15 protein-coding genes are annotated in these 18,661 nt (G+C 71.1%); 7 read left to right on the top strand and 8 right to left on the bottom strand.

Annotated elements, in window-relative coordinates:
• Positions 1-56 precede the first annotated feature (56 nt).
• Positions 57-1,640 (top strand): amidohydrolase family protein, encoded by a 1,584-nt coding sequence (locus ACIRC0_RS26550; RefSeq protein ID WP_403620200.1) that lies wholly within the window; start codon positions 57-59, stop codon positions 1,638-1,640.
• 29 nt (positions 1,641-1,669) lie between these two features.
• On the opposite strand, the gene ACIRC0_RS26555 is transcribed toward ACIRC0_RS26550, so the two are convergent.
• The 8 genes from ACIRC0_RS26555 to ACIRC0_RS26590 all read right to left on the bottom strand — a co-directional run bounded on the left by ACIRC0_RS26555 (position 1,670) and on the right by ACIRC0_RS26590 (position 10,667).
• Positions 1,670-2,971, bottom strand: coding sequence for an alpha/beta fold hydrolase (locus ACIRC0_RS26555; RefSeq protein WP_403620203.1), 1,302 nt, complete (start codon positions 2,969-2,971; stop codon positions 1,670-1,672).
• Between the two features lie 133 nt (positions 2,972-3,104).
• Entirely contained in the window at positions 3,105-4,139 is a 1,035-nt protein-coding gene (locus ACIRC0_RS26560) for a LacI family DNA-binding transcriptional regulator (RefSeq protein WP_403620206.1), read from the bottom strand.
• 79 nt (positions 4,140-4,218) lie between these two features.
• A complete protein-coding gene (locus tag ACIRC0_RS26565) occupies positions 4,219-5,631 on the bottom strand; it encodes a BNR repeat-containing protein (protein WP_403620209.1) in 1,413 nt (470 codons plus the stop codon).
• 16 nt (positions 5,632-5,647) lie between these two features.
• Entirely contained in the window at positions 5,648-5,968 is a 321-nt protein-coding gene (locus ACIRC0_RS26570; protein WP_103845436.1) for an L-rhamnose mutarotase, read from the bottom strand.
• An 18-nt stretch (positions 5,969-5,986) separates the two neighbouring features.
• The gene (gene rhaS / locus ACIRC0_RS26575; RefSeq protein WP_403620214.1) at positions 5,987-7,069 is read right to left on the bottom strand and encodes a rhamnose ABC transporter substrate-binding protein; all 1,083 of its coding nucleotides are present in this window, start codon (positions 7,067-7,069) and stop codon (positions 5,987-5,989) included.
• A gap of 31 nt (positions 7,070-7,100) precedes the next feature.
• On the bottom strand, positions 7,101-8,090 hold the full coding sequence (locus tag ACIRC0_RS26580; RefSeq protein ID WP_403620217.1) for an ABC transporter permease: 990 nt from the start codon (positions 8,088-8,090) through the stop codon (positions 7,101-7,103).
• The gene (locus ACIRC0_RS26585) at positions 8,083-9,153 is read right to left on the bottom strand and encodes an ABC transporter permease (protein ID WP_403620220.1); all 1,071 of its coding nucleotides are present in this window, start codon (positions 9,151-9,153) and stop codon (positions 8,083-8,085) included. Before ACIRC0_RS26585 ends, ACIRC0_RS26580 begins: the two co-directional genes overlap by 8 nt.
• Positions 9,150-10,667 carry a sugar ABC transporter ATP-binding protein gene (locus ACIRC0_RS26590; protein ID WP_403620223.1) on the bottom strand — a complete coding sequence of 506 codons (1,518 nt, stop codon included), beginning with the start codon at positions 10,665-10,667 and terminating at the stop codon, positions 9,150-9,152. The genes ACIRC0_RS26585 and ACIRC0_RS26590 overlap by 4 nt, the downstream gene beginning before the upstream one ends.
• 269 nt (positions 10,668-10,936) lie before the next feature.
• Between ACIRC0_RS26590 and rhaI the strand changes: the two genes are divergently transcribed.
• The 6 genes from rhaI (at position 10,937) to ACIRC0_RS26620 (ending at position 18,657) form a co-directional block, all read left to right on the top strand.
• A complete protein-coding gene (gene rhaI / locus ACIRC0_RS26595) occupies positions 10,937-12,097 on the top strand; it encodes an L-rhamnose isomerase (RefSeq protein WP_403620226.1) in 1,161 nt (386 codons plus the stop codon).
• Between the two features lie 125 nt (positions 12,098-12,222).
• The gene (locus ACIRC0_RS26600) at positions 12,223-14,262 is read left to right on the top strand and encodes a bifunctional aldolase/short-chain dehydrogenase (RefSeq protein WP_403620229.1); all 2,040 of its coding nucleotides are present in this window, start codon (positions 12,223-12,225) and stop codon (positions 14,260-14,262) included.
• 5 nt (positions 14,263-14,267) lie between these two features.
• Positions 14,268-15,704 carry a rhamnulokinase family protein gene (locus tag ACIRC0_RS26605; protein ID WP_403620232.1) on the top strand — a complete coding sequence of 479 codons (1,437 nt, stop codon included), beginning with the start codon at positions 14,268-14,270 and terminating at the stop codon, positions 15,702-15,704.
• A gap of 72 nt (positions 15,705-15,776) precedes the next feature.
• Positions 15,777-16,532: a (Fe-S)-binding protein gene (locus ACIRC0_RS26610; protein ID WP_403620234.1), complete on the top strand. Its 756-nt coding sequence runs from the start codon at positions 15,777-15,779 to the stop codon at positions 16,530-16,532.
• The gene (locus tag ACIRC0_RS26615; protein WP_403620237.1) at positions 16,529-18,013 is read left to right on the top strand and encodes a LutB/LldF family L-lactate oxidation iron-sulfur protein; all 1,485 of its coding nucleotides are present in this window, start codon (positions 16,529-16,531) and stop codon (positions 18,011-18,013) included. The genes ACIRC0_RS26610 and ACIRC0_RS26615 overlap by 4 nt, the downstream gene beginning before the upstream one ends.
• Entirely contained in the window at positions 18,010-18,657 is a 648-nt protein-coding gene (locus tag ACIRC0_RS26620; protein WP_403620241.1) for a lactate utilization protein C, read from the top strand. The genes ACIRC0_RS26615 and ACIRC0_RS26620 overlap by 4 nt, the downstream gene beginning before the upstream one ends.
• The last annotated feature ends 4 nt before the right edge of the window (positions 18,658-18,661 follow it).

The raw sequence follows: 18,661 nt of genomic DNA on the forward strand, positions 1-18,661 counted from the left end.
CCGCCCCGTCCGCTCCACAGTCGTAGCGAACACGAGAGCTCAAGGGGGCGAAGGACATGTCCGAGAACGACCAACCGGGTCTGGGACGAAGGAGTTTCGTGGCCGGGGCGGCCGTGGTGGCGGGGGCCGCGCTCAACGGCACGGCGACCGCCGCCCCCGTCAGCCGTCCCACGGCCCGCGGAACGTCGGGGGCCGCGGACACCGCGACCGCCTTCACCCACGTCACCGTCATCGACGGTTCCGGCGGGCCCGCCGCGCCCGACATGACGGTCGTCGTCGAGGCCGGCCGGATCACCGGTCTGGCGGCCAGCGCGCGCACAAGGCCCAGGCCCGGCCTCCGCACCGTCGACCTGACCGGCAAGTACCTGATCCCGGGACTCATCGAGGCGCACACCCACAGCGACGGCCCGGACGCGGTGATCCCGCCGCTGTACCCGCTCGCGGGGGTGACGACGGTGCGCGAGATGTGGGGCAAGCCCGTCCACCACGCGTGGCGGCAGCAGATCCTGAAGGGCGCGCTGCTCGGCCCCAGGTGGCTCATCGGCAGCCCGATCGTCGACGGGCGGCCGTCGCTGTGGGCCCAGGACGTGGGCGAGCACATCGAGGTGACGAACGCGTCTGACGCCCGTCGTGCCGTGCGCCGGGTCAAGCGGGAGGGCGCGGACTTCGTCAAGGTGTACTCCCGGCTGTCCCGGGAGGCCTACTGGGCCATCGCCCACGAGGCCCGGCGCCAGAACATCCCGTTCCTCGGCCACTGTCCCGACGTCGTACGCATCACCGAGGCCGGTGACGCCGGTCAGCACAGCATCGAGCATCTGCACGCCCTGCTGCTGTCGACCTCGGCGCACGAGGCGGAGGTCCGGCGCGGGTTGGCCGCCGTCCGTGTCGACGCGAGCGATCCCAGCAGCCTGTCCCGCTACCACAGCTGGTTCCGGCAGGTGCATCCGCTCGAGTGGAAGGCGGTCCGCGGATACGACCCGCGCAAGGCGGACGCGGTCTTCCGGCGGCTGGCGGCGGGCGGGACGGCGGTCGTCCCGACGCTGAGCGTGCACCACACGCTGGAGCTGCCCGACGAGGTGCCCGCCACGGCGGAGGACTGGCAGTACCTTCCGGCCTGGCAGGTGGAGTCGTGGCCCGAGCAGTTGCGGGCCCTGACCGGCGGGCGGACGCCCGAGCAGGCCCGCCGCATCCGGGCGATCTACGCCCATCGGCAGCGGCTGGTGAGGGAACTGCACGCGGCGGGTGTGCGACTGCCGGCCGGCACGGACACCGGGACCGGCTATCTGGTGCCGGGGTTCGCCCTCCATGACGAACTGGCGCTGCTCGTCGAGGCGGGACTGACCCCGGCGCAGGTCCTGCGGTCGGCCACCCGGGACGCGGCCCGCACGCTCGGCCTCGGCTCGGTCGGCACCGTGGAGCAGGGCAAGGCCGCCGACCTCGTGGTGCTGGACGCCGACCCGCTGCGCGACATCCGCAACACGCGGCGGATCCACGGCGTGGTGGTGGACGGCCGGTGGATCGACCGCCCGGAGCGGGAACGCCTGCTGGCCGCCGTCCGTGAGGCGGCCTCGCAGGCCGAGCCGCCCCAGGAGGGGGCGGCGGCCGCCACGCGGGGGTGCGGATGCGGCGGGCATCCGTGACCGGGCGGCCGCGGACGTCCCAGGAGGCGTCAGACCTCGTCCCGCGCCAGCGCCAGCAGGCGGTCCAGGACGCGCGGGCCGCCCGCACGGACACCGTCGTGTTCGAACTCGTCCGTCACCCAGGTGCGCAGGCCGCGGATCGCGCGGGCGGTGTCCAGCGCGTGGGCGGTGTCGACGTACATGTCGTCGTGGTAGATCGCCGCGGCCACGGGCACCTCGTTGGCGGCGAGGCGGGCGCGGTCGTACAGCGGTGTCCAGCCGGCGCGTTCGGCGAGCAGGTGAGCGGTCTCGCGCAGCGGGCGCAGCGCCGGGTCGGTGTCGAACATCCACGGGTGCACGGACTCCCCCGTGAACAGCACCGGCCCGTCGCCCGTGAGCGCCTTCGCCGCGTCGAACTGCGGGAACTCGGCCCGCACCCGCTCCGCCGACCACGCGGTGGGGCGCTCGTCCTGGCCGTAGATCGCCTCGTGGAGCAGCGCGTACAGGGGGTGGCCCGCGAACGACAGCAGGCGGTGCGCCTCCTCCTGGAAGGCGTCGGAGAGCTCGAGGCCCTGGGGGGTGCGGACGAAGGCGTCCTCCAGGAGAAAGTGCAGGCGGTGGCTGCCCTCGCTGCCGCCGAGATGGATGCCGAGTGACTGGAACGCCTCCACGGTGAGCCGGTAGCCGCCGTTCAGGACCGGCTCGTGCCGCAGCAGGTACTCGGTGATGCGGCGGACACGCTCGACGTCCTGCGGGTAGCGGGCGTAGTGGGCGGCGACCTTGCGTTCGATGCGCGGGTAGGCGGCCCGGTAGACGTCGTCGGCGTGCGCGTCGAGGGCGGGCAGGCCGCCGGTGATCAGTGCGGCGCGCAGGCCTTCGGGGGCCGTCGACAGGTAGGTGACGGTGCAGAAGCCGCCGAAGCTCTGCCCGAGGACCGTCCAGGGGGCGCCGCCGGTCACCTGGGGGCGGATGGTCTCGCAGTCGCGGACGATGGAGTCGGCGCGGAAGTGGGTCAGGTAGTCGGCCTGTTCGCGGGGGCCGCCGCGCAGCGGGAGGGTCTGCCGGCCCGCGGGCGTGGAGGCGCCGGTGCCGCGCTGGTCGAGCAGCAGGACCCGGAACTCCTCCAGGGCGCGGCCGAGCCAGGCCTGCTTGCCGATGAAGCGGTGCGCGCCGAAGCCGGGTCCACCCTGGAGGTAGAGCAGCCAGGGCAGGTCGTCGTCCGCCTTGTCGCTCGCCACGACCTCCCGCGCGTACAGCTCGATGGTCTCGCCGTCGGGGTCGTCGTGGTCCAGGGGCACGGTGAAGCGGCGGTCGGTGAGGACGATGCCGGGCTGGCGGTAGCTGTGGGTCAACGGGGCTCCCCGGGACGGACGGATTCCAGGCCGCGTCCCAGTCCAGCACATGGTCGCGGGGTGCGGACGCCCGGGATCAAGAAATCCATACTGACCGGTCGTTCAGCCGGTTTCCCGGGGCGCCGGATGCCGGTCAGCGCGCGGACAGGCTGGAGTTGCGCACCACCAGCTCCGGCTGGAGCACGACCCGCCGGTGTTCGTGCGGGCGAGTTCCCGACTCGGCCGCCTCGGCCTCGGTCTCCTCCAGGAGGAGTTCGGCGGCGAGGGCGCCCATGGTGACGGCGGGCTGCCGTACGGAGGTGAGCGGCACGGCGGCGGCCGCGGCGAACTCGATGTCGTCGTAGCCGACGATGGCGAGGTCGTCTGGGACGCTGACGCCGGCCGCGAACATGGCCTGCAGGACACCGAGGGCGAGCAGGTCGTTGGCGCAGAAGACGGCGGTCGGGCGGTCGGCGAGCCCGAGGAGCCGGGCACCGGCGTCCCGGCCCGCGGCGACGTCGAGCCGCTCGGTCGGCAGTTCCCGCAGCGCCTCGGGGCCGAGCCCGGCCTCGGCCAGCGCGTTCAGGGCGCCGGTGCGGCGGTCCCTGACCTGGTTGAGGCCGGGCGGCCCGCTGACGTAGGCGATGAAGCGGTGCCCGGCGTCCACGAGGTGCCGCACGGCCAGGGCGCCGCCCGCCACGTCGTCGACCGACACCGAGCACTCGGTGGTGCCCTCGGCGACCCGGTCCACGAGCACGAACGGGATGCCGTGGCGACGGAAGGTCTCGATGTTGCGTCCGGTCGCGTCGGCGGGGGTGAGCAGCACGCCGCGCACCCGCTGCTCGGCGAAGAGCGACAGGTACTCGGCCTCCTCGGCGGCGCTCTGCGCGCTGTTGCAGACCATCACGCCGAGCCCGGCGTCCCGGGCGGCGCGCTCGGCTCCACGGGCCACGTCCACGAAGAACGGGTTGCCCATGTCGAGGACGAGCAGGCCCATGATCCGGCTGCGCCCGGCCCGCAGCTGCCGCGCCGACTCGCTGCGGACGTAGCCGAGCCGGTCGATCGCGGACAGCACACGGGCACGGGTCTCGGAGGCGACCGTCTCCGGCCGGTTGATGACGTTCGAGACCGTGCCGACGGAGACTCCGGCGGCGCGGGCGACGTCCTTGATACCCACCGACTGGGCCATCAGGCGGGGACCTCCAGGGAGACGAGGGGCGGCGGGGCGGGCTTCACACTATCGCCACCGCCCCGCACGGCGGATCCGGTCACGAGGGCAGGGCGAAGTCGACGACGTGGAGCGCCGAGGGTGTCGTACCGCTGGACTTCTCCTGGTACATGAAGGACAGGGTGTTGTCCGCCTTCACCCGCATCTCGTCGATCACGACCTCGCCGAAGGCGTTCAGGCCGCTGCCGTCGTACAGCAGCGTCCAGTCCGAGTAGCCGGAGGACTTCGACGCGCCGGCGATGCGCCCGTAGGGGAAGACCGCGTAGGCGTTGTCGTACTTGTCGAGGACCAGCTTGGTGCGCTGGCTGGAGTTCAGAGGGACCGGGATCTCGGTCTTCTGCCAGGTTCCGGAGGAGTTCTTGCGGACGTGGAAGGCGCGGCCGTTCGCGGTGCGGTCGGCGACGTAGTCCGTGGTGCACTGGCCGAAGCGGCCGGGGACGTAGGAGATGATCGCGTGCGGCAGGCCGGCCGAGTCGGTGAACTGGCTCTCCTGGTTCATCAGGGAGTGGTCGGGGTTGAGCGGGTCCACGACGAGCCCCGCGTCCGTGACGGCGACCGTGTCGGAGGTGCCGGTGGTGGCGACGAGGGCGCCGGCGTCGTTGCGCCAGGTGCGGCCGCGGTCGGTGGAGTAGACGTAGCCGGTGTCGTGGTTGGTGATGCCGCCGCTGGAGCACATCACGGCGCCGTTCTGCTCGCGCCAGGTGAAGAAGGAGTGCAGGCGGCCGTTCACGTCGTAGTCGATGCCGTGCAGGTACATGTTGCGGGCGGTGCTGGAGCCGTGCGAGCTGGTGTAGGTGCCGGTCGAGCTGCTCCACTCACCGAGCGCCTTCCAGGACGAACCGTCGTACTCCGCGAGGGCGTTGCGGCCGTTGCCGGAGATCCCGACCCGGTAGCTCAGCTGCAGCTTGCCCTCGGGGGTGGAGATGAACTGCGGGTAGGTGAACTGCGAGGTGAGCGCGAGTCCGTCCAGGGACGTCTGGATCGCTCCGAAGACGGACGAGGTCCAGGCGGTGGTGCCGGGGTTGTCCATCAGCCCGGCGACGGACTTCACGTAGAAGTAGCCGTCGCTGTGCGAGTCCATGTCGAGGTGCAGGCGGCCGTCGATCCTGGAGACGCCCATGGAGATGACGTTGTGCGAGTCGTCGCTCTTGAGCTGGTGGGGGAGGGTGACCGTGGACCAGGTGCTCGCCCCGAGTTTGCGGCGGGCGACCACGGCGTTGCGGGTGGAGGTGTACCAGGCGGCGTACTGGTAGCCCTGGTAGGTGAGCAAGCCGTTCTTCTGGAAGGAGTTGTTGTTGACCAGGCCGTCGTACGACACGAAGTAGATCGCCTGGCTGTCGAGCGTGGTGGTGCCGGTCCTGGTGACCGAGGGACCGGGGGTCGCCGCCTGCGCCCTCCCCGGAGCCACCACGGCGCTCAGCAGGGCGGTCGCCAGCACGGTGCGTCGTCTCATGGGTACATCTCCCGGTTCAGGCGAGGTGGAACACTTCGGTGAGGGGCTTCATGGCCTCGTCGGGCCGGGCGCCGTCCAGCGACTCGAAGAACGGCGCCATCTCGGCCTGCCAGCGGGCGTTGACCTCGGTCGCCTCCATGCCGGCCAGGGCGGCTTCGAAGTCCTCGGTCTCCAGGTAGCCGACGAGCAGGCCGTCGTCCCTCAGGAAGAGGGAGTAGTTGTGCCAGCCGGTGGCCGAGAGCGCTTGGAGCATCTCCGGCCACACGGCGGCGTGGCGTTCGCGGTACTCGGCGATCCGGTCCTCGCGGACCTTGAGCAGGAAACAGACGCGCTGCATGAAGTACCGCTCCCGATGTCAGAAGTTGAACTGGTCGATGTTCTTGCTGTCGAACACGGTCGGCTTGCCGAGGTTGATCACGCCGTCCTTGCCGATGGTGTACGTGGTGTCGCCGGCCTTGAAGGTCTCGCCCTCCTTGCCGGTGATCTGCCCGGACGCCAGGGCGACCGCGGTGCGGGCGGCCAGGTCGCCGAGCTTGGCCGGGTCCCACAGCTCGAACGCCTCGACGGTGCCGTTCTTGACGTACTGGCGCATGTCGTTCGGGGTGCCGAGGCCGGTCAGCTTGACCTTGCCCTTGTACTTGGAGCCGGACAGGTACTGGGCGGCCGCCTTGATGCCGACGGTGGTCGGGGAGATGATCCCCTTCAGGTTCGGGTACTGCTGGAGCAGGCCCTGGGTCTGCTGGAAGGACTGCTGGGCGTCGTCGTTGCCGTAGGCGATCTTGACGAGCTTGACGTCCTTGTACCTGGGGTCCTTCAGCTCGTCCTTCATGTAGCCGATCCAGGTGTTCTGGTTCGTCGCGGTCTGCGCGGCGGACAGGATCGCGATCTCGCCCTTGTAACCGATCTGCTGGGCGAGCAGCTGCACCTCGGTGCGGCCCAGGTCCTCGGCGGAGGCCTGCGAGACGAAGGCGTTGCGGCAGTCGGGCTTGGTGTCGGAGTCGTAGGTGACGACCTTGATGCCGTTGCTCATGGCCTGCTTGAGCGCGGTGCACAGGGCGCCCGGGTCCTGCGCGGACACGGCCATCGCGTTGACCTGCTGCTGGGTGAGCGTGTTGACGTAGGAGACCTGGCCGCTTGTGTCGGTGGCGCTGGACGGGCCGACCTCCTTGTACTTCGAGCCCAGTTCCTCCAGGGCCTTCTTGCCGCCGTTGTCGGCGGAGGTGAAGTACGGGTTGTTGACCTGCTTGGGCAGGAAGCCGACGGTCAGGCCCTTCTTGGTGGCGGCGTTCGGGTTCGCCTTGGCACCCGAGTCGGCGGGGGCGGCGCTCTCGCTCGCGACGTCCTTCTTGGTGGTGCCGCCGCAGGCGGTCGCGGCGAGCGCGAGGGAGGTGGCGGCGGCGAGGGCCGCGCAGGTGCGGCGGAGGGATGACTTGCGCATGGCGAGGTTCCTTTACGAGGGTGAGCGGAGGTTACGAGGCCGGAGTCGAGGCGGCTCGACGGCCCGCCCTCGCTACGGAGATCTGGCGCGCGACCCGGGGGCCGAGCACGGAGACGACGAGCAGGACGCCGGTGACGACGATCTGCGACTGTGCGGAGACGTTGACGAGGCTCATGACGTTCTGCAGGGCGCCCAGCAGGAACACTCCCGCGATGGCGCCGCCGAGCGTGCCCTTGCCGCCGTCGAAGTCGATGCCGCCGAGCAGGACGGCCGCGACGACGGAGAGTTCGAGTCCGGTGGCGTTGTCGTAGCGGGCGCTGGCGTAGTGCAGCGCCCAGAAGACGCCGGTGAGGGAGGCCATGAAGCCGGTCGCGGTGAACAGGATCAGCTTGGCGCGCTTGACCCGGATGCCGGCGAACCGTGCCGCCTCCTCGCTGGCGCCGACGGCGAACAGCGAGCGGCCGAACGGGGTGGCGTGCAGGACGACCACGGCGATCGCGAGCAGCACCAGGAAGGGCAGGAACGCCTGCGGGACGAAGCTGTCGCCGATGCGTCCGGCCGCGAAGTTCAGGTACTGGGTGGGGAAGTCGGTCACCGCGTCGGAGCCGAGCACGATCTGTGCGATGCCCCGGTAGGCGGCGAGGGTGCCGATGGTGACGGCCAGGGAGGGCAGTCCGAGGCGGGTCACCAGCAGGCCGTTGACCAGCCCGCACACCACGCCGAGGAGGAGGCAGAGCGGGATGATCGTCTCGATCGCCATGCCGTCGTTCCACAGTTTGCCCATCACCGCGCCCGACAGCCCGGCCGTGGAGGCGACCGACAGGTCGATCTCGCCCGCGACCACGAGCAGGGTCATGGGCAGCGCGATCAGCGCGATCGGCAGGGTGTTGCCGATCAGGAACGACAGGTTGAGGGCGTTGCCGAAGCCGTCGACGAGACCGAAGGACAGCAGCAGGAGGACGACGAGGAGGGCGCCGACGACCGTGTCCCAGCGGATCGCTCGCGTCAAGGAGTCAGGCATGGCGGGCGTTCTCCTTCTTCAGGGCCGTCTTCTTCGCGGTCGTCTTCTTCAGGGTGGAGGCCACCCGCAGCGCGACGATCCGGTCGACCGCGATGGCGAGTAGGAGCAGGACGCCGTTGATGGCGAGCACCCAGACGGAGCTGACGCCGAGGGCGGGCAGCACGCTGTTGATGGAGGTCAGCAGCAGGGCGCCGAGGGCCGCGCCGTAGACGCTGCCGGAGCCGCCGGTGAAGACCACGCCGCCGACCACTACGGCGCTGACGACGGTGAGTTCGTAGCCGTTGCCGGTGCCGGAGTCGACGTTGCCGAAGCGGGCCAGGTACAGCGCACCCGCGAGCCCGGCCAGGCCGCCGCAGAAGGTGTACGCGGTCAGGATCCGTTTGCGCACCGGGATGCCGGCGAGGCGGGCGGCCTCCGGGTTGGAGCCGAGCGCGTACAGCTCGTGTCCGCTGCCGAAGTGCTTGAGGTAGTACGCGGTCGCGACCAGGACGACCACGGCGATGAGGGCCAGCCAGGGGACCGCGGAGATGCCTCCGGACCCGAAGTCGACGAACCCGCCGGGCAGGTCGGCCGCCGTGATCTGCCGCGAGCCGACCCAGATCGAGTCGATGCCGCGGATGATGTAGAGGGTGCCGAGGGTGACGACGAGGGCGGGCACCTGGCCGAGGCTGACGAGCAGCCCGTTGAGCAGACCGAAGCCGACGCCGAGCAGGATCGCCAGCACCACGCCCACGACGGGGTTGCCGCCGCCGTGCAGATACGTGCCGGTCGCGAAGGCGCTGATGCCGAGGGTGGAGCCGACCGACAGGTCGACGTTGCGGGTGATGACGACCAGGGACTGGCCGGTCGCGACCAGCACCAGGATGGTCGCGTTCAGCAGCAGGTCCTTGATGCCCTGCTCGGAGAGGAAGTCGCTGTTGCCGAGCTGGGTGACGACGATCATCACCAGGAAGACGACCAGGATGGCGAGTTCACGCATCTTGAACACGCGGTCGACCAGCCGGGTGCCGCTGGACTTCGGCATCTCGGTCACGGGGGCCTCGTTGGGTGCGGTCACCGTCATGCGGCAACCCTCCCGGTGGCTGCGGCCATCACGGTTTCCTCGGTGGCTTCGGAGCGCGGGATCTCGGCGGTGAGCCGGCCCTCGTGCATCACGAGCACGCGGTCGGCCATGCCGAGGATCTCGGGCAGGTCGGAGGAGATCATCAGGACGGCCACGCCGTCCGCGGCCAGCTCGCTGAGCAGCCGGTGCACCTCGGCCTTCGTGCCGACGTCGATGCCGCGGGTCGGCTCGTCGACGATCAGCACCTTCGGGCCGGTGGCGAGCCACTTGGCGAGGACCACCTTCTGCTGGTTGCCGCCGGACAGCGTGGAGACGGCGTCCGCGATCCGGGCGTACTTCACCTGGAGCTTGACGGCCCAGTCGAGGGAGCGGCTGCGTTCGGCGCCGCGGTCCACGAGTCCGGCCTTCACGGTCGTGCGCAGACCGGTCAGACCGATGTTGCGCTCGATGGACATGTCCATCACCAGGCCCTGGGCGCGCCGGTCCTCGGGGACCAGGGCGAGCCCGGCGGCCATCGCGGTGGAGGGCGCGCCGTTGGTGAGGGTCCTGCCGTCGACCTCGACCTCGCCCGCGTCCCAGCGGTCGATACCGAACACGGCACGCGCGACCTCGGTCCGGCCGGCGCCGACGAGCCCGGCGAGGCCGACGATCTCACCGCGCCGCACGTCGAACGACACGTCCGTGAAGACGCCCTCCCGGGTCAGCCGCCGCACGCTCAGCGCGACCTCCCCCGGCTCCACGTCCTGCTTGGGGTACAGCTCGTCGAGGTCGCGGCCGACCATGCGGCGGACGAGGTCGTCCTCGGTCATCCCCTCCAGCGGTTCGCTGGCGATCCAGGCACCGTCGCGCAGGGTGGTCACCCGCTGGCAGATCTCGAAGATCTCCTCCAGCCGGTGGGAGATGAACAGCACCGCGGCGCCCTGCTCGCGCAGGGTGCGCACGACGCCGAAGAGCCGGGCCACCTCGCTGCCGGTGAGGGCCGCGGTCGGCTCGTCCATGATCAGGACGCGGGCGTCGAAGGAGAGCGCCTTGGCGATCTCCACGATCTGCTGGTCCGCGATGGACAGGCCGCGCGCCGGGCGCTCGGGGTCGAGGTCGACGCCCAGGCGCCGCATCAGGGCCGCGGTGGCCGCGTTCGTGGCCTTGTGGTCGATCCGGCCGAGCGCCTTGCGGGGCTGGCGGCCCATGAAGATGTTCTCGGCGATCGACAGGTCGGGGAAGAGGGTCGGTTCCTGGTAGATCACGGCGATACCGGCGTCCCGGGCGTCGGCCGGGCCGTGGAAGACGGTCGGCTCACCGTCGAGCAGCACCTGACCGGCATCCGGTCGGTGCACACCGGCAAGCGTCTTGATGAGGGTCGACTTGCCCGCGCCGTTCTCGCCGGCGAGGGCGTGCACCTCGCCGGGGAACAGTTCCAGGGACACGTCTCTCAGGGCGCGCACCGCGCCGAAGGACTTGGAGATGTCCCTGAGCGCCAGCACCGGGGCCGGACCCGTGTCGGACGGGTGGGTCATGGGGGCTCCTCGACGACGCCGGCAGGTCGTCCTCACGGCGTCGTGAAAGGTTTCAACTTGGTTGCCGGGACGTTAGGCGGGCCAGCCATGTCACGTCAATGGGGTCGCCTCGAAAAATTTCGATAGCCAAAGGTCACGACGTGGTCACGGCGAGAGCGACCCGCCGTAAGTCTTGACACCCCAGGTGGAGGCTCTTAGCTTCCCATCCTGAATCGTTTCACGCACGGTGTTCCCCCACCGATGCCCACCGATGCCACAGGAGCCCCCAAGTGACCGAGCTCGCCGCGGTGAAGGCCGCTCTGAAGACCCAGGCCGTCGAGACGCCGTCATGGGCGTACGGGAACTCGGGCACGCGCTTCAAGGTGTTCGCGCAAGCCGGGGTCCCCCGCGATCCGCGCGAGAAGCTGGAGGACGCGGGGAAGGTGCACGAGTTCACGGGCGTCGCGCCGACCGTGGCGCTGCACATCCCGTGGGACAAGGTGGACGACTACGCGGCGCTCGCCAAGTACGCGCAGGAGCGCGGTGTGAGGCTCGGCGCGATCAACTCCAACACCTTCCAGGACGACGACTACAAGCTCGGCAGCATCTGCCATCCGGACGCGGCGGTGCGGCGCAAGGCCGTCGATCATCTGCTGGAGTGCGTCGACATCATGGACGCCACCGGGTCGAGGGACCTGAAGCTGTGGTTCGCGGACGGGACGAACTACCCCGGCCAGGACGACATCCGTGAGCGGCAGGACCGGCTCGCGGAGGGCCTCGCCGAGGTGTACGAGCGGCTGGGCGAGGGGCAGCGGATGCTGCTGGAGTACAAGTTCTTCGAGCCGGCCTTCTACACGACGGACGTGCCGGACTGGGGGACGGCGTACGCGCACTGCCTGAAGCTGGGGCCGAAGGCGCAGGTCGTGGTGGACACGGGGCACCACGCACCGGGCACCAACATCGAGTTCATCGTGGCGACGCTGCTGCGGGAGGGCAAGCTCGGCGGGTTCGACTTCAACTCGCGGTTCTACGCGGACGACGACCTGATGGTCGGGGCTGCGGATCCGTTCCAGCTGTTCCGGATCATGTACGAAGTGGTGCGCGGGGGCGGGTTCACCTCCGAGGTCGCCTTCATGCTCGACCAGTGCCACAACATCGAGGCCAAGATCCCGGCGATCATCCGCTCGGTGATGAACGTCCAGGAGGCCACGGCCAAGGCGCTGCTGGTGGACCGGGACGCGCTCGCTGCCGCGCAGCGGGGTGGGGATGTGCTCGGGGCCAATGCCGTGCTGATGGACGCGTACAACACGGACGTCCGTCCGTTGCTGGCGGAGGTGCGGGAGGAGATGGGGCTGGACCCCGACCCCATGGGTGCGTATGCGCGGTCCGGGTGGGCTCAGAAGATCGTTGAGGAGCGGGTCGGTGGCCGACAGGCCGGTTGGGGAGCGTGATCGCTGGGTCTCGTCTGCCGGGTACGCCCGGCTCCAGACCGCGGGCCGTATGTGGATTGTCGCGCAGTTCCCCGCGCCCCTTCGGGGCGCTTCACCACTCTCTTCCAGATAAGGACTGAACCCTCATGGCAACCCATCCCGAAGCCGCCGCTCTCCTCGCCCGTTCCCATCGGCTCGGTTCCGATCCCCGTAACACCAACTACGCCGGCGGCAACGCCTCCGCCAAAGGCACCGACACCGATCCCGTGACCGGGGGCGATGTCGAGCTGATGTGGGTCAAGGGGTCCGGGGGTGATCTCAGGACCCTGACCGAGGCCGGGCTGGCCGTGTTGCGGCTCGACCGGCTGCGGGCCCTCGTCGACGTCTACCCCGGTGTCGAGCGCGAGGACGAGATGGTCGCCGCGTTCGACTACTGCCTGCACGGCAAGGGCGGGGCCGCCCCCTCCATCGACACCGCCATGCACGGTCTCGTGGACGCGCCCCACGTCGACCACCTCCACCCCGACTCCGGGATCGCGCTCGCCTGCGCGGCCGACGGGGAGAAGCTGACCGCCGAGTGCTTCGGCGACACCGTGGTGTGGGTGCCGTGGCGGCGGCCCGGGTTCCAGCTCGGGCTGGACATCGCCGCCATCAAGGAGGCCAACCCGCAGGCCGTCGGCTGCATCCTGGGCGGGCACGGGATCACCGCCTGGGGGGCCACCTCGCAGGAGTGCGAGCGCAACTCGCTGCACATCATCCGCACCGCCGAGGCCTTCCTCGCCGAGCGGGGCAAGCCCGAGCCGTTCGGGCCGGTGATCGAGGGGTACGAGGCCCTGCCGGAGACCGAGCGCCGGGAGCGGGCCGCGGCCCTCGCGCCGCACGTCCGGGCGATCGCCTCCCAGGACAAGCCGCAGGTCGGGCACTTCACCGACTCCGAGGTCGTCCTCGACTTCGTGGCGCGGGCCGAGCACCCTCGGCTGGCGGCGCTCGGCACCTCCTGCCCGGACCACTTCCTGCGCACCAAGGTCCGTCCGCTGGTCCTCGACCTGCCGCCGACGGCGCCGCTGGACGAGGCCGTCGCCCGGCTGAAGGAACTGCACACCGCCTACCGCGAGGAGTACGCCGCCTACTACAAGAGGCATGCTCTGCCGGACTCCCCCGCCATGCGGGGGGCCGACCCGGCGATCGTGCTCGTGCCCGGCGTCGGCATGTTCTCCTTCGGCAAGGACAAGCAGACCGCCCGCGTCGCCGGCGAGTTCTACGTCAACGCGATCAACGTGATGCGCGGCGCCGAGGCCGTGTCGACGTACGCGCCGATCGAGGAGTCGGAGAAGTTCCGCATCGAGTACTGGGCGCTGGAGGAGGCCAAGCTCCAGCGGATGCCGAAGCCCAAGCCGCTCGCCACCCGGGTGGCGCTGGTGACGGGGGCCGGCAGCGGAATCGGCAAGGCGATCGCGCACCGGCTGGTGGCCGAGGGCGCCTGCGTCGTCGTCGCCGACCTCGACGCCGGGAACGCCGCCGCCGTGGCCGAGGAACTGGGCGGGCCGGACAAGGCCGTCGCCGTGGCGGTGGACGTCACCTCCGAGGAGCAGATCGCGGACGCCTTCAAGGCCGCCGTGCTGGCCTTCGGCGGCGTCGACCTGGTGGTCAACAACGCCGGCATCTCCATCTCCAAGCCGCTGCTGGAGACCTCGGCGAAGGACTGGGACCTCCAGCACGACATCATGGCCCGCGGCTCCTTCCTCGTCTCCCGCGAGGCCGCCCGCGTGATGATCGCCCAGGAGCTGGGCGGCGACATCGTCTACATCGCCTCCAAGAACGCCGTCTTCGCCGGGCCCGACAACATCGCCTACTCCGCGACCAAGGCCGACCAGGCGCACCAGGTGCGGCTGCTGGCCGCCGAGCTGGGCGGGCACGGCATCCGTGTCAACGGGGTCAACCCGGACGGGGTGGTACGGGGGTCCGGGATCTTCGCGGGCGGCTGGGGCGCGCAGCGCGCGGCCGTGTACGGGGTGCCGGAGGAGAAGCTCGGCGAGTTCTACGCCCAGCGGACCATCCTCAAGCGGGAGGTGCTGCCGGAGCACGTCGCGAACGCCGTGTTCGCGCTGACCGGCGGTGACCTCACCCACACCACGGGACTGCACATCCCGGTCGACGCCGGCGTCGCGGCCGCCTTCCTGCGGTGAGCGCCGTGCAGTCGTACGCAGCGGTCGACCTCGGCGCGTCCAGCGGGCGCGTCATGGTCGGCCGCGTGGGCCCCGGCACCCTGGAGCTGACCGAGGCGCACCGCTTCCCGAACCGGCCCGTGCGGGTCCCCGAGGGGCTGCGCTGGGACATCCTGTCGCTGTACGCGGGCGTCCTCGAAGGGTTGCGCGCGGCCGGCCGGGTCGACTCGGTCGGCATCGACAGTTGGGCCGTGGACTACGGCCTGCTGGACGCGGACGGGGCCCTGCTCGGCAATCCGGTGCACTACCGGGACGCCCGCACGGAGGGGATCGCGGAGAAGGTCTGGGCGACCGTCCCCGCGGACGAGTTGTACGCCGCGACCGGCTTGCAGTACGCGCCCTTCAACACGCTGCACCAGCTGACCGCGGCCCGCTGCACCGCCCAACTCGACCGGGCCGAGCGCCTGTTGCTCGTCCCGGACCTGCTGACGTACTGGCTGACGGGCGAGCAGGGCACCGAGCTGACCAACGCCTCCACCACCCAGCTCATCGACCCCCGCACGCGCGACTGGGCGTACGGCGTCGCGGCCCGGCTGGACATCGACCTGAGCCTGTTCGCACCGCTGCGCCGGCCCGGCGACCCGGCCGGTTTGCTGCGGCCCGAGGTGCTGGACGAGACGGGTCTTGAGGGTCCCGTGCCGGTGACGACCGTGGGTTCGCACGACACGGCGTCCGCGGTGGCCGCCGTACCCGCCGCCGGTGAGCGGTTCGCCTACATCTGCACCGGCACCTGGTCGCTGGCCGGCCTGGAGCTCCAGGCGCCCGTGCTCACCGAGGAGAGCCGGGCCGCCAATTTCACCAACGAGCTGGGCCTGGACGGCACGGTCCGCTATCTGCGGAACATCATGGGGCTGTGGCTGCTCCAGGAGTGCGTAAGGGAGTGGGGCGACCCGGACCTGCCCGGGCTGCTGTCGGCCGCCGCCGGGGTCCCGGCGCTGCGGTCCGTGGTGGACGCGGGCGACGCGGTGTTCCTGGCGCCCGGGAGGATGCCGGCGCGCATCGCCGAGGCGTGCCGGGCCTCGGGGCAGCCGGTGCCGGACTCCCCCGCCGAGATCACGCGGTGCGTCCTCGACTCCCTCGCGCTCGCCCACCGCCGGGCCGTGTCCGAGGCCCAGCGGCTCGCCGGCCACCCGGTGGACGTGGTCCACATCGTGGGGGGCGGCACCCGCAACGCCCTGCTGTGCCAGCTGACCGCCGACGCCTGCGGGCTGCCGGTGGTGGCCGGTCCGACGGAGGCCGCCGCCCTCGGGAACGTCCTCGTCCAGGCCCGCGCCCACGGGCTCGTCGGCGACCGGGCCGAGATGCGCCGGCTGCTCGCCGCCACCCAGCCGCTCACGCGGTACGAACCGCGCGGCGACACGGCCGTGTGGCGTGCGGCGGAGTCCCGGCTCGCCACGCCCTGAGCCGGGGTCTCCCCCAGGCCGCGCCCGCCGACTACCCTGCACTCATCCGATGATCGACCCCTAGGAGCCGCGATGCGTGTCGCCCTGTTCCTGACCTGCGTCAACGACACGCTCTATCCGGACACCGGCCGCGCGGTGGTCAAACTGCTGACCAGACTGGGCGTCGACGTCGACTTCCCGATGGCGCAGACGTGTTGCGGGCAGGCCCACTACAACACCGGATACCGGCATGAGGCCGAGCCGCTCGCCGTGAAGTTCTCCGATGTCTTCCGGGACTATGAGGCGATCGTGACGCCGTCGGGGTCGTGCGGGGCGATGGTGCGGGAGCTGTACCCGCGAATGGGCGAGCGGGCACGGGCGGAGGGTCGCGGAGACACGCTCGCGGCCACGCTGGCGCCCGTGGTCCCGAAGACGTACGAGCTGACGGAGTTCCTGGTGGACGTGCTGGGAGTGACCGATGTCGGCGCGTACTACCCGCACAAGGTGACCTACCACCCGACCTGCCACGGTCTGCGGGGCCTGGGCCTCGGCGACCGCCCCAGGCGGCTGCTCCAGGCCGTGAAGGGGCTGGAGTTGGCCGAGCTGCCGGGGGCCGAGGAGTGCTGCGGCTTCGGCGGCACGTTCGCCCTGAAGAACCCCGACGTCTCGGCGGCGATGGGCGTCGACAAGGTACGCAACGCCGAGTCGACGGGCGCCGAGGTGCTGTGCGCGGCCGACAACTCCTGTCTGATGCACATCGGCGGGACGATGGCGCGCCTGAGGGTCGGGATGCGGCCGGTGCACATCGCGGAGATCCTGGCGAGCACGGAAGAGGAGCCGCTGGTATGAGCGGAACGTATCTCGGTATGCCCGCCTTCCCGGCGGCGGCGCACGAGGCGGTGCGCGACCGGACCCTGCGCGGCAATCTGCGCCACGCCACCCACACCATCCGGGCCAAGCGCGCCAAGGCGGTCGCGGAGGTGTCCGACTGGGCGGCGCTGCGGGAGGCGGGCCGGCAGATCAAGGACCACACGCTGCGCCATCTCGACCGCTATCTGGTCCAGTTGGAGGAGTCGGTCACGGCGGCGGGCGGCGTGGTGCACTGGGCCGCCGACGCGGACGAGGCCAACCGGATCGTGGCCGAACTGGTCGAGGCGACCGGCGAGTCGGAAGTCGTCAAGGTCAAGTCGATGGCCACCCAGGAGATCGGCCTCAACGAGGCCCTGGAGGCTGAGGGCATCCGCGCCTACGAGACCGATCTCGCCGAGCTGATCGTCCAGTTGGGCAAGGACCGGCCCTCCCACATCCTCGTCCCGGCGATCCACCGCAACCGCGGCGAGATCCGGGACATCTTCCGCTCGGAGATGGCCGAGTGGGGCCGCCCCGCGCCCGAGGGGCTGACCGACTCGCCCGCCGAACTCGCCGAGGCGGCCCGGCTGCACCTGCGGGAGAAGTTCCTGCGCGCCAAGGTCGGGATCTCCGGCGCGAACTTCATGGTCGCTCAGACCGGCACGCTGGTCGTGGTGGAGTCCGAGGGCAACGGGCGGATGTGCCTCACCCTCCCCGAGACGCTGATCTCGGTCGTCGGCATCGAGAAGATCGTGCCGACCTGGCGGGACCTGGAGGTGTTCCTGCAGACCCTGCCGCGCTCCTCCACGGCCGAACGCATGAACCCGTACACCAGCACGTGGACCGGCACGACCGACGAGGACGGACCGAAGACCTTCCACCTGGTCCTGCTCGACAACGGGCGCACCGACACGCTCGCCGACCAGGTGGGCCGCCAGGCGCTGCGCTGCATCCGCTGCTCGGCGTGTCTCAACGTCTGCCCGGTGTACGAGCGGGCGGGCGGACACGCCTACGGCTCGGTGTACCCGGGCCCGATCGGCGCGATCCTCAGTCCCCAGCTGAGGGGCACGCAGAGCGAGATCGACGCCTCGCTGCCGTACGCGTCCTCGCTGTGCGGCGCCTGCTACGAGGTGTGCCCGGTCGCCATCGACATTCCCGAGGTGCTGGTGCACCTGCGGGAACGGGTCGTGCAGGGCGGCCCGGTGACACGGGGCGGCAACAAGGTCGTGCTGAGGCCCGCGAAGGGCCATGCCGCCGAACGGGCGGCGATGCGGGCGGCACGCTGGGCCTTCGGCCACCCCGGGGCGCTGCGGACGGGTCAGCGCCTGGCGTCGCGGTCGCGCCGCTTCCTTCCACGGACGCTGCCGGGCCCGGGGCGAGCGTGGAGCGCGAGCCGGGACCTGCCGCAGGTGCCGGCGGAGCCGTTCCGCGACTGGTGGCAGCGGACCCGGGGCGGCAAGGACGGAGGCGACGGAAAGTGAACAGCAGAGAGCAGATCCTGGGGCGGGTGCGGCGCGCGCTGGCGGACGTACCGCAGGACGACACGGCGTACGATCAGGCCGTTTCCCGCGACTACCTGCGCCTGCACGGCGAGCGCACCGTCGAGGAGACGGTCGATCTGCTCGCGGAGAACCTGGCGGACTACCGGGCGATCGTGCACCGCACGAATGCGGAGGAACTGCCCTATGTGATCATGCGGCTGCTCGCCGAGCGCGGGCCCCGGTACGTGCTCGTCCCCCCGGGCCTCCCGCCGGAGTGGATGTCGGCCGCTGATCCCACCCGCGTCCATGACCGCGCGGTGAGCACGCCCCACGAGCTGGACAAGGTGGAGAGCGTGGTCACCGGTTGCGCCGTCGCCATCGCCGAGACCGGCACCATCGTGCTGGACGGCGCACCGGACCAGGGCCGCCGCCGTATCACCCTGGTCCCCGATCACCACATCTGTGTGGTGCGCGTCCCCGACCAGGTGGTCTCCTCCGTCCCCCAGGCCCTGGAACGGCTCGACCCGGCGCGCCCGCTGACGTGGATCTCCGGACCGTCCGCGACGAGCGACATCGAGCTGGACCGGGTCGAGGGGGTGCACGGTCCGCGCACCCTGGAGGTGGTGCTGGTGAGCGGTGAGTGACCGG

The organism is Streptomyces sp. NPDC093984, assembly GCF_044764595.1.
GTDB lineage: Bacteria > Actinomycetota > Actinomycetes > Streptomycetales > Streptomycetaceae > Streptomyces > Streptomyces cynarae.